The following is an 11,612-nucleotide window of genomic DNA, read 5'->3' as shown; positions in this document are numbered from 1 at the left end:
GTGCTAAGTTAATTTTAGAGCGGTTCTCCGGTAAGGGTATCGTTTTTTAGGAATTAAAAATGAAGAATTAAAAAATGAACCAGCTGATTTTTAATTCTTCATTTTTAATTTTTAATTCCTTTCTCCGATGCGAAAACTACTATAAGGAACAGGAAGCGGCCTCGGCGCGGCGCCCGCAACCAATGACCGGGGTAGTAGGTTAGAGCACCGACAGTACCGTACCTCGTCGTTATTTTTGCTTCGTTTTGATAACCCTACTCGTCGGCACGAACCGACCCAACTCCCGCGCCCGCCGCATTGCGACCTACTACCGCGGCCTGCTCACTGACTTAGGGGCCGAGAGCCAACTCCTGGACCTAGCAGACCTGCCCGTAGACTTTATCGCGTCGGCCCTGTACGACAACGCGGGCACCAACCCCCTGTTTAACCGGCTGGCCGACCTACTCAGTGCCGGCAACAAATTGGTCATTGTCACGCCCGAGTACAACGGTTCCTTTCCGGGGGTACTCAAGGCTTTTATTGATGGCCTACCCTACCCCAGCGCTTTCCAGGGGAAAAAAGTCGCCCTTATCGGCTTGAGCAACGGCGGCCAGGGGGGCCTGCTGGCCATGGCTCACCTCACCGACATCCTGATGTACCTGGGCTCGGCGGTGCTGCCGCAGCGCGTCCGCCTGCCGTTCATCAACAAGGACCTCAACGAGGATGACAGCCTGAACCACGACTTGTCCCGGCAGCTGCTGCGGGAGCAGGCCGAAGCGCTGCTGGCATTTTAAGCAGTTTTGCCGGCCGCCGATGGGCGGGCAGCCTGGCGAGGCATCAGCCACGCACCATTCCGCTGGCGGCCCGGCGGGCCAGTACCAGCAGGGCTGCCAGGCACCTATCGGTATCCTCGGAAGTGAGGGGGCGGCTCAGCCGCGGACAAGAGCAATATCTCCGGAGGGTACGTGCGTATAAGCCTACGGCTTGCTGCCGATGCGCTGGATATCTTCGTTTGACTTCCCACCTTGTGCGTTGCTCTTCACCTATGTGTATGCTGAATGAATCCTGCTGATCAACCTCAACCAATATCATATCCCGATACCTGGCTCCGGCGGCTGGCCGTTCCTTTCATGGTGCTTACTGATTTTTATATTTTATATGGCAATTATAAGCTTGATTTCATCCATATTACGAGCCTAGTAGCCGATACGATCCAAGGCTATGTTGTTTTTGAAGCATGCCGACGCATTATTCTGCGGCTGGACACGCGGTGGCCCTGGGTAGAGAAACCGCTCCGAAGATTAGGCCTGCAACTGCTGCTCACCAGTGCCGTGGCACTGGGGATATTTGGGGTGCTGACCCAGGTCGTGAACGTACTGCTCAGGCTTCAGACTTTTACCGATGCCCGTTCCTTTGTCTACAGCCTCGACCTATCCGATAGCTTGGTGATTTTAATTTGGGTGGGCTGCGTAAACAGCCTCTACACCATCCTGTACCTGTACGAGCTGCACCGAATTCGGCAGTTGGAGAAAATGGAAATGCCTCCCGTCGCGGAGCCGCCAACGGGGAAAGGAGCTGACGCTGGCGCTTCGCACTTGCTGGTGCGGATGGGCAAGCAGGAACTGCTGCTGGCCCCCCAGCAGGTGCTACTCTTCTACATCGAGCAGCAGGCGGTGCTGGCCCTAACCACCACTTACAAGCGGCACGTACTAGATGCTTCGCTCGACAAGCTAGAAGCGCAGTTGGACCCGGCGCACTTCTTCCGGGCCAACCGCCAGGTACTTGTCACCCGGGCCGTGATCAAGAGCATCCGTTCAGAAGACAACGGCAAGCTGCGCGTGGAGCTGCTCGACTTGCCCCAGCTGCCGAGCCAGGATGTCGTCATCAGTCGCCTGAAAGCCGCCGCCTTCCGGCGCTGGCTCAAAGCTTCGTTTCCCGGCACCGACATTTCGCCGCCCGATTTATAGCAGTTCACGAACAAAAGCCCTTTTTAGGCCAACGGGGCCACATAGCAGGGAGTACGTTTGTCGTGTGCACTTCATCAGATTGTCGTGTACACTTCACCAAACCCCATAAACTCATGCTCCCCCTGCAACCCCTAAATCGGCTAAAAATCTCCGCCCGAATCTGGCGTTTTGCTCTGCCTGTACTCGCCAGCTTGGCCCTGAACGCGTGTCGTGACCATGACCGGCCGGTAGACCCGGCCCCGGAAGACTACTGCCATGCTCCCGCGAACCAAGAAGGGCACCCGAAAGCCGCGCAGTACCAGGCCTTGCTCGACTCATACGTGCAGAAGGGCCTGCCAGGCGTAGTGTTGCTGGTAAAGACCCCCAGAGATGGCCTCTGGATAGGCGCGGCCGGCAAGGCCAACCGGGAAACCGGCGAGGCCATGACCCGGTGCAGCCTCAACTACCCCCAGAGCATCGCCAAAAGCTTCACGGCCACGGCCATGATGATGCTCGTGGAGGAAGGCAAAGTCCGGCTTGACGCCAGGATCAGCGAGTACTTGCCCCAGCGTATAATCAGCGCGATTACCAACGCCGATAGAGTGACCCTGCGGCAACTGCTACAGCATACGTCGGGCATCTATAACTACCTAGATGATGAGGGCTTTCAAGCCGATGCCTTAGCCAACTTGAACAACCCCAACCGCACTTATACTACCGAGGAATACCTGAGTTACGCGGCTGGCAAACCGGCGTATTTTGAGCCGGGCACCGCGTATAAGTACTCCGATACCAATTATGAGCTGGCGGCGCTGATTATCGACCAAGTCACGGGCCGCAACCATGCCGATATGTTCACTGAGCGCATTTTCCGGCCGTTGGGCCTGCGCGACATCTATTATAAAAACGAGCCGGGCTACCCCACGCCGCGCGGCCTGGTGGCCAGCTACGCCAACGACCCGAGAGACGGCAGCCTGATTAACGTGTCTAACTTCCAAACTCGCAGTGTGCGCAGCTTCATCGGCGATGACGGCCTGATTTCGTCGGCCTATGATTTAGCGCGGTTTGTGGAAGCGCTGGGCAAAGGTCAGTTGGTCAAGCCTGAATCCTTACGGCAAATGACTCAGTGGGTCAACACCTACTCCACTACCCCTAACGTGCAGTATGGCCTGGGCTTATACAAATTCGATACGCCCTACGGCATCGCCTTCGGCCACGACGGCGATGGCCTCGGCGCGGGCGCCCAAATGTTTTACTTTCCCGATTCTGGGGTAACCTACGTGGCCTTCACCAACATCGGCACCTTCTTGCCGGGCCCAGCGGCGAGGCTCTTTCAAAGGGAGCTGCAAGCCGACGTGCAACGGCTTGCCTTTCAATAAGCCACTAGGAGAATGCGGTTTCTACTGCCGTAGTACCATCTTCTAAGCGGGCCAAGCATCAATTACTAGTGGATGCAGTCAGAGTCGCCCCACTAGTAATTGACGCTTTAAATACGTTGGCTATGGCAGGCCGCTCCCCAGCTACGCTGTTGTAACGGGATGCCTCGCCGTAAAGCCTTATCCTGCCGCCTGCTGAGCGCTACTCCGAGAACAGTGTAGTGCTCGGTAGGTGGCAGGGTTGGGAGGTGCCGTCGAGGCTGAAGCATCAGTTCACGGCGGACTCTGCCACTATAGCTAGGCCATGGGCCAATGAGTTGCTAAACAGCCCGGCGAGGCATCAGCCACGCACCATTCCGCTGGCGACCTGGCGGGCCACTACCCGCCGGAATACTCTCCGGAACAGGTAGTACAGTACGGCAACCAGCGGCCCCGCCGCCAGGGCCCAAAGCAGGAGCGCGCCCAGCTGGGCCCGCCAGAGTAAGTGGCCCGCCGCCCCCCAGCCGTCGTGGGCAATGAGGCGCCGCAGGCTAGTGAGCGTGAGGTTGGCCACCTCGTGGCCGTGGCCCAGCACGATGGCCCCGGCCCGCAACAACGGCACCAGCAACACCAGCTGAAAGGCACTCATGAGGTGGGCCACCAGCTGCATGGCCGCCAGGTTGAGCTGCAGGCGCAAAGCCGTCGCGGTGCTCACCACACTGGTAATGCCAAAGGTGGGCACCAGCCCAAACGCTACCCCCAGGCTCACGGTCAGGGCCAGCTTTTCGGGCGACAGGCCGGCCTTGAGCAGGGCCAGCATGGGTGCGAGCACCCGCCGGTACACCCAGGACCCAGGGGGTTTAGGCAGCTCGGCTATGGATGATGGCGGTATCTCGGGAGGGCACATGCGCATAAGCTGAAGGGCCCTTTTCGGGCCGCACTTCGCCCCGTAGCATTACGAGGGCTCCTCTATTTACGCTTAAATCACGAAATGGTGCCCATAAAGCATTATGGGTACGTTAGTTCTTTGTTTTTTTTGGGTAGCGGCTGGTCTGATTAAGAGCCTATCGGGAAAATAAGCAGCCCGTCCGGCTCCTCTGTCGTCCGTGAAGTCGCAGCCTCTATACCGCGGCTGTACTTCATTCGATTGGATCTACTCTCGTGGGAGAGAGGCTGCGACAAGCGGACACCAGATAGAGCAGGACGTTCTTTTCCTCTAGGACAGATCTGGGACAGACATTTTCCCGGATAGGGTCTAAGCCACTTGCCGCTCTTTGACAAAACGTTTAAACACTGGCCGTAGGCCGAAATACAGCACGAGCACCACCGGAATGGCGCCCAGCAGCCAGAGAGCCATGGCGCCGACCTCGGCCTGCCACAGGAGGCGCAGCGCCCCCCGCCAGTCGCTGGAAAAGAGATGACGAATGTGGGCGATGGTCAGCTCGTTTTTCTGGGTATTACCCATCAGGCGGGCCCCGTAGCGGAGCAAGGGAATGAGCAGCAGCAGTTGTAAGGGCGTCATCAGGTGGCTGATTAGCTGCAGGGCCGCTACGTTGAGGCGCAGGCGCAGGGCGACCAACGTGGCCACGGTAGTGATAGCGCCCAGCAACGGAATCGACCCAATGGCCACTCCCAGGGCTACCGTCAGGGCCAACTGAGAAGGCGACAGGCCCTGGCGCAATAAGCTTAGCAGCGGGCCCAACACGCGGCGGCGCAGCCAGTTGGCCGGCGGAGCCGGGGGGGCTGAGGTAGTTTCGGGAATTGGTGGCGGAAGTGGCGTGGACATAAGGGAGGCCGGAGGCAGGGCCCCGTATCTTCGCCGGGCCCGACCAAGGTAAAGCACTATGCTTATGATGGCCGCCCCAGCTTTTTCTGCTGATGACAAAAGTAACCCCACCCGCTGAGCTACCCGGCCCCTGGTGGCGCGAACTGCCCATTCTGCTGCGCCGCGCCGGCCGCGAGCTGGGGGCCAACGACCCGTTGCGGCTGGGCGCGGCCACGGCATTTTTCACGTCGTTTGCACTGCCTCCCATTCTCATCATCCTCATCGAGCTGCTCGGCTCGCTCTACTCCACATCGACGGTGCGGATGCTGCTCCTGGGTAAAATCAGCAACCTGGTGGGGGCCCCGGCCGCGGGCTTGGTGTCGCAGATTGTGATGAACGTGGCCGACCCGCGCCGCAGCCGGCTCGTGACGTGGGTAGGCTTCGCCTTTTTGGTGTTTGTGGCTACCACGCTGTTCACCGTTATTCAGCACTCACTAAACCAGCTGTGGCAGATTCGGCCGAGGCGCGGCACCGGCAAGTTCTCGCAGATCGTGCAGGAGCGGTTGCGCTCGGCGGGTATTCTCCTGGCCACGGCCGGGCTCTCGCTGCTGGCCTTCGGTGCCGATGCCGCCCTGGGCTTAGTTGCCGAAAGCATCCACGACTTCGATGCGACTCTGGCTTACTACCTGGCCCGTACGCTGAATGCCGGGGTGGCCTGGCTGATCCTGGCGGCCTGGTTTGGAGTCACGTTCCGCACGCTCAGCCTGGCCCGGGTGCCCTGGCGGGCCGTCACGCGCGGAGCGGCGCTTACGGCGCTGCTCATCAGCCTGGGCGAAGTGGTGCTGGGCCGGCTGCTGGTGGCGCAGAACCTGGGCCCGGTGTACGGGCCGGTGTCGAGCCTGGTGCTGATGCTGCTCTTCGTGTTTTACTGCGCCATGATCTTCTACTTCGGCGCGGCCTTCACCAAGGTCTACGCGCACCGCATTGGGCTGGATATTCGACCCAAAAAATCGGCCGTGCGCTACCGGCTGGTAAATGTGGAGGATGTTTAGTTATTGGTGCCTGGTTGTTGGTGCCCGGTGCGTGGTTGTTTTTCTTTTCATGGAAGGCCGTATACGGAATACGGAACGCGCCGAAGACCTACCCGAATATTTTCTGGGAGCCGACGAGTTGCAACGTCAACGAGCCGCTAACAGCTATTGCGGGCAGCTACAATATTCATATATCGTAGCTGCACTGGGAAATGGGGTAGCCGGGCGTAATAATTTTGATGGGGGTCATCACGGCGTTATAGCTGATTCCGGCGCAAAGCGTGGCTGTAGCGGGCAATTTAATAGGCCAGTTCGACGTTATTTCTTTAGGTTCGATGCACAAATCTTAGGTAGAGCAAGCTGAATTCTGTCACCACAGAACGGTCTGCAAAGCACAAAAACGACTAGTGCGAATATCCTGTTATCTGCTACAATAGTGACTTATGGTATAAATTATTTTTCTATATTTTATTACTTTTGTAACAAGAGTCTCTGTATTCTTTGATTAGTTGTAATGTAGCGCATAACTGCGGTCGATTTAGTGCTTCGTAGGCGCTATTCAATAGCTTATAGGTTGTGTCAAAGTATTCATGATAGATCCATAAATCTTTTCCAGCTTTTAGAGCAGTACCTGGATATCCTTCATGCAGAGCTTGTATGGCTTTTTTATATAAAGCATCAACATCTTTTTTTGTTGGGACATAGTTCCACACTTGAAAGTGGTCTTTACCCTTTATTGGTCGGTATAGATGGGGAGGCACCACAATTCCCATATTGTCACGGGTATTGGCAGTAATTTCTCTTTTCGCGCTATATTTATCATAATAGTCCCAACCTTTCTCAGGACGCTCGGCTGTTTCATAGCTTATTAGTATCTCTCTGAGTGTATCCAACAACTCAAGATCTTTTTTATTCTCTTCGATATAAGTTGGATTATTTGTCGTATCTCCAAGAATATGAGCATACATTAGCTCTAACTCTCTTCTAAAAGCCTCAAAAATGGTATTGCCAACTGTATTAAGTTCATATTCAATAGAAACTACACAAATGTTTTTTAGGTCATTGAAATCATCAATATAATAGCCCCAATGCCGTCCATCAGTATGGCCACGTAAAATTGTGAAAAACTCAGGAGGATCGCTATAATACCTGGAGATTTTTACAGGGTTAAAGTTTTTATTTTTTATTTCACTAAAAACCTGAAATACTTCACCCAAGGACATATACATTACACCCGCAGTCCCTTGAAATGTAGCTTCGGGCACCTTTTTAGTAAATTCATAAAAACTGAAAAAACTTTCAGGAAACTCGAATCCGTACAGTTGCTTAAGTAGCTCTTTTTGCTTTTTCATGACCTATTGTTTATCTAACCTCTTGGTGACCAGTCGCCATCTATTATAAACGTCCTGTAGCTTTGCGAGTTGCCCCATTCGAAGACGACTACTTTTGGTGCACGTTACCCGGCTAATTTCTGGCTACGTATTGATAAGTTAAGCATTTTCTGCTCAGGAATTATTATTCATAAACACGTGCCTTTAATCATTAAATGAGCATTCAATGCTCTAAGGCACTTTTCTAGCAAGTCTGATAGGTATAAATGATTCCGTGTTGGCATTATCTGTAGTTTTTCAATGCTCTCGCAACCGGCGCCTAAACTACCTTTGCCCCGTGCAAACTCCTGATTCCTCTGCCGCCGCGGCCCCGGCACCCGCAGCCGCCCCGCTATTCGCTGATTTCGCCCTCTCCCCCGCCCTGCTGGCGGGCGTGGCCGAATTAAACTTCACCCAGCCCACCGCCGTGCAGCAGTTGGTCCTGGCCCCCGCCCTCGAAGGCCAGGACGTGGCCGGCCAGGCCCCCACCGGCTCGGGCAAAACCGCTGCTTACGGCTTGGCCGTCCTTCAGCAGATTGACCCCACCTCGGCCACGCTACAGGCCATCGTGCTAGTGCCCGCCCGCGAATTGGTGCTGCAAGTGCGCGACGCCTTCAGGAGCCTGGGCAAGCACCTGCCCAACCTGCGGGTGGCCGGCTATTACGGGGGCCACGCCATGCGCGACGAAGTAAAGGGCCTGCAGCAAATGCCGCACGTGGTGGTGGCCACTCCGGGCCGCATGCTCGACCACCTCGAACGCCGCACCCTCATTCCGAACAAACTGAAAGTGCTGGTGCTCGACGAAGCCGACAAGCTGCTGGACCTGGGCTTCCAGGAGGAGATGGCCACCATCATCAGCCGGCTGCCGCAGCGGCGGCAGACGCTGCTGTTCTCGGCCACCATGCCCGACAAAGTGCTGCAGCTCGTGCGCCAACACCTCACCCGCCCCCGCGTGATGAACGTGGGGGGTGCTAACGCCACCACCCTGCCCACGAGCCTGGTGCTGCGCGGCCACGTGGTGAGCGCCGCCGACCAGAAACCGGCCGCCTTGTTTCACCTCATCACCCAGCCCACCGCCGGCCGCTCGCTGGTGTTTGCCAATACCCGCGACCGGGTAGAGGAGCTGACCCGCTTTCTGAGGGGCCGGGGCCTGGCCGCCGAGGCCCTGCACGGCAAGATGCTGCAACCCGAGCGCGACAAGTCCATGATGAAGCTGCGCAACGGCTCGGCCACGGTGCTGGTGGCAACCGACGTGGCGGCCCGGGGCCTCGACGTGAACGAGCTCGACACCGTGGTGCAGTTCGACCCGCCCCACGAAGCCGAAACCTTTCAGCACCGGGCCGGCCGCACCGCCCGCGCCGGGGCTGTGGGTACTGCCCACCTCATCGTGACGCCCTACGAGCAGCAGAAGCTGCAAAGCTGGCCTGCCGCGGCCAGCGTGCAGTGGGCCAGTATGCGCCCCCCCGTCTTGCCGGCCGCGGCGCCCAAGGCCCCGCGCCCCAGCACCGTCACCCTGCACGTATCGGCCGGCAAGCGCGAGAAAATCAGTGCCGGCGACCTGGTCGGAGCCTTCGTGAGCGTGGGCGAAATAGAGCGCGATGCCGTGGGTCGCATTGAGGTGTTCGACCACCACAGCTTCGTGGCCGTACCCGAGGCCATGGCCGAGGAAGTGCTCCACAAGATGCAGGGAGCCAAGGTGAAGGGGAAGAAGGTAAAAGTAGCCCTGATTCGTTAGTGGCCGATACTTTACTGGCCGCCCGGCGGCTCCTTTTCGTTTGTAGCCAAAACAAGTGGCGTAGCCTCACGGCGGAGGGGCTGTTCGACGGGCATCCGCACTACGAAGCGCGCTCGGCCGGCACTGAGCCGGGGGCGCGGGTGCGCGTCACGGCCGGGCACCTGGGCTGGGCCGAAGTCGTCTTCGTGATGGAGCGCCGGCACGCCGACCGGCTGCGCGAGAAATTTACCGAGGCACTGCGAAACAAGCCCGTTATCGTGCTCCGCATTCCGGATAAGTACCAATTTGGCGACAGCCGCCTGGTAGCACTGCTCCGGGAAAGGCTGGGAACGCATTTGCCCTTGCTCCCAGCGGCTAGCGCCCCAAGTTGCGGCGAAGCCGCGTAGCGGCGACCGGTTGGTAGCATCAACAGTTGGTGATGGCAGCAAGCCGCGTAGCGGTGACCGATTGTCACCGCTATGTGGCTTGATCGGTATAATAGCTTCGGTACCTACAAACCTGTCGCCGCAACTTGGGGAGCTAGGCAAAACCCGTCTGCACTTGGCATAAGCGCGCACTATCATTTATTTGCGGGATGAAAAAGCTTCTGCTTCCGCTCGTGGCGGCTACGCTGGCCGCCTGCGCGCCCACCGCAAAACCTCCCGTGGCCTCCGCGCCCGCCGCCACCCCAGCCCCTACGCCTCCCGCCTCCCCCACGCCCCCCGACTACCGCGCCCAGGCCGAGCAATTTCTGAGCGGCTACAATGCCGAGTACGTGCGGCTGACCACCGCGGCCAATGAGGCGGAGTGGCGCTCCAACACCCACATCGTGGCCGGCGACACGGCCAACGCGGGCGCCACTACCCGCGCCAACCAGCGCATGGCCGCCTTCACCGGCAGTGCCGACAACATTCGCCAGTTGCGGGAGCTGCTAGCCCACAAAGCCGACCTGACCGACCTCCAGGTTAAGCAGTTGGAAACGGCCCTCTACAACGCCGCCAATAACCCCCAAACGGTGGCCGACGTGGTAAAGCGCCGCATTCAGGCTGAAGCCGCTCAGACCGAAAAGCTCTACGGCTTCGACTACCAGTACGCCGGTAAGTCTGTTACCACCAACGACCTCGACGAGCTGCTGCGCAAGGAGCTCAACCCCCAGAAGCGCCAGGCCGTGTGGGAAGCCAGCAAAGCCATCGGTCCCACCCTGAAAGACGGCCTGCTGAACCTGCGCGACCTGCGTAACCAGACGGTGCAGGCCCTGGGCTACCCGGACTATTTCACTTACCAGGCCAGCGCCTACGGCCTGAGCCGGGACGAAATGATGGCCCTGGTGCGCAAAATCAACGACGAGCTGCGCCCGCTCTACCGCGAGCTGCACACCTACGCCCGCTACGAGCTGGCCCGGAAATACAAGGCCAAGCAGGTGCCCGACTACCTGCCGGCCCACTGGCTGCCCAACCGCTGGGGCCAGGACTGGGGCTCGCTGGTGGAGGTGAAGGGCCTGAACCTTGACGCCGTGCTGGCCCGGAAAGGTCCCGAGTGGCAGGTAAAGCAGGCCGAGCGGTTCTACCAGAGCCTGGGCTTCCCGGCGCTGCCGGCTTCTTTCTACGAGAAGAGCAGCCTCTACCCCTTGCCCGCCGGGGCCAACTACAAGAAAAACAACCACGCCTCGGCTTGGCATATGGACCTGAACCAGGACCTGCGCAGCCTGATGAGCGTGGAAGCCAACACCGAATGGTACGAAACCACCCACCACGAGCTCGGCCACATCTTCTACTACCAAACCTACTCCCGCCCCGACGTGCCGCCCCTGCTCCGCCAGGGGGCCAACCGCGCCTACCACGAGGCTATTGGCTCGATGATGGGCCTGGCCGCCAAGCAAAAGCCCTTCCTGGCCGGCCTCGGCCTGATTGACGCCAAAACCCAAACCAACCAAACGCAGCAGCTGCTGAAAGAAGCGCTGAGCTACGTGGTGTTCATTCCCTTCGCCTCTGGGGTGATGAGCGAGTGGGAAAACAGCTTCTACGCCGACAAGCTGCCCGCCAACCAGCTCAACGCCAAGTGGTGGGCCCTCTGCAAGCAGTACCAGGGCATGGTGCCCCCCACCGAGCGCGGCGAAAATTACCTCGACCCCGCCACCAAAACCCACATCAACGACGACCCCGCCCAGTATTACGACTACGCGCTGAGCTACGTCATCCTGTTTCAGCTGCACGACCACATCGCCCGCAACATTCTGCACCAGGACCCGCACGCCACCAACTATTACGGCAACCCGGAAGTGGGCAACTTTCTGCGCGACATCATGCGCCCCGGTGCCAGCCGCGACTGGCGCGTGGTGCTGCGCGAGAAAACCGGCGAAGACCTTTCGGCCCGCGCCATGCTAGCCTACTTCCAGCCACTGACGGCTTACCTCAAAGCGCAGAACAAGGGGCGCAAATACACCTTGTAAACA

The 11,612-nt window shown here is 58.5% G+C and carries 10 protein-coding genes; 7 read left to right on the top strand and 3 right to left on the bottom strand.

Annotated features, from left to right (window positions below; genetic code table 11):
• Positions 1-245 precede the first annotated feature (245 nt).
• The 3 genes from IC235_RS13455 (at position 246) to IC235_RS13445 (ending at position 3,304) form a co-directional block, all read left to right on the top strand.
• Positions 246-773 (top strand): NADPH-dependent FMN reductase, encoded by a 528-nt coding sequence (locus IC235_RS13455; protein ID WP_191005704.1) that lies wholly within the window; start codon positions 246-248, stop codon positions 771-773.
• A 264-nt stretch (positions 774-1,037) separates the two neighbouring features.
• Positions 1,038-1,946 carry a LytR/AlgR family response regulator transcription factor gene (locus IC235_RS13450; RefSeq protein WP_191005703.1) on the top strand — a complete coding sequence of 303 codons (909 nt, stop codon included), beginning with the start codon at positions 1,038-1,040 and terminating at the stop codon, positions 1,944-1,946.
• Positions 1,947-2,059: 113 nt separating this feature from the next.
• A complete protein-coding gene (locus IC235_RS13445; protein ID WP_191005702.1) occupies positions 2,060-3,304 on the top strand; it encodes a serine hydrolase domain-containing protein in 1,245 nt (414 codons plus the stop codon).
• A gap of 337 nt (positions 3,305-3,641) precedes the next feature.
• Here the strand turns inward: IC235_RS13445 and IC235_RS13440 are convergent, their stop codons facing one another.
• On the bottom strand, positions 3,642-4,187 hold the full coding sequence (locus IC235_RS13440; protein ID WP_191005701.1) for a DUF2062 domain-containing protein: 546 nt from the start codon (positions 4,185-4,187) through the stop codon (positions 3,642-3,644).
• Positions 4,188-4,535: 348 nt separating this feature from the next.
• Positions 4,536-5,066, bottom strand: coding sequence for a DUF2062 domain-containing protein (locus IC235_RS13435; RefSeq protein WP_191005700.1), 531 nt, complete (start codon positions 5,064-5,066; stop codon positions 4,536-4,538).
• 92 nt (positions 5,067-5,158) lie between these two features.
• Between IC235_RS13435 and IC235_RS13430 the strand changes: the two genes are divergently transcribed.
• Entirely contained in the window at positions 5,159-6,097 is a 939-nt protein-coding gene (locus IC235_RS13430; protein WP_191005699.1) for a YihY/virulence factor BrkB family protein, read from the top strand.
• A gap of 440 nt (positions 6,098-6,537) precedes the next feature.
• On the opposite strand, the gene IC235_RS13425 is transcribed toward IC235_RS13430, so the two are convergent.
• Positions 6,538-7,428: an ADP-ribosylation family protein gene (locus tag IC235_RS13425; RefSeq protein ID WP_191005698.1), complete on the bottom strand. Its 891-nt coding sequence runs from the start codon at positions 7,426-7,428 to the stop codon at positions 6,538-6,540.
• 316 nt (positions 7,429-7,744) lie between these two features.
• Between IC235_RS13425 and IC235_RS13420 the strand changes: the two genes are divergently transcribed.
• From IC235_RS13420 to IC235_RS13410, 3 genes are all read left to right on the top strand, one after another.
• Complete coding sequence (locus IC235_RS13420) at positions 7,745-9,181, top strand: DEAD/DEAH box helicase (protein WP_191005697.1); 1,437 nt, start codon at positions 7,745-7,747, stop codon at positions 9,179-9,181.
• Positions 9,181-9,567: a low molecular weight protein tyrosine phosphatase family protein gene (locus IC235_RS13415; protein WP_191005696.1), complete on the top strand. Its 387-nt coding sequence runs from the start codon at positions 9,181-9,183 to the stop codon at positions 9,565-9,567. Before IC235_RS13420 ends, IC235_RS13415 begins: the two co-directional genes overlap by 1 nt.
• A 188-nt stretch (positions 9,568-9,755) precedes the next feature.
• Positions 9,756-11,609, top strand: coding sequence for a M2 family metallopeptidase (locus tag IC235_RS13410; RefSeq protein WP_191005695.1), 1,854 nt, complete (start codon positions 9,756-9,758; stop codon positions 11,607-11,609).
• Positions 11,610-11,612: the final 3 nt, after the last annotated feature.

Origin of the sequence: Hymenobacter montanus (assembly GCF_014699115.1) — a bacterium.
GTDB lineage: Bacteria > Bacteroidota > Bacteroidia > Cytophagales > Hymenobacteraceae > Hymenobacter > Hymenobacter montanus.
This window is presented reverse-complemented; position numbering and strand designations above follow the sequence as displayed.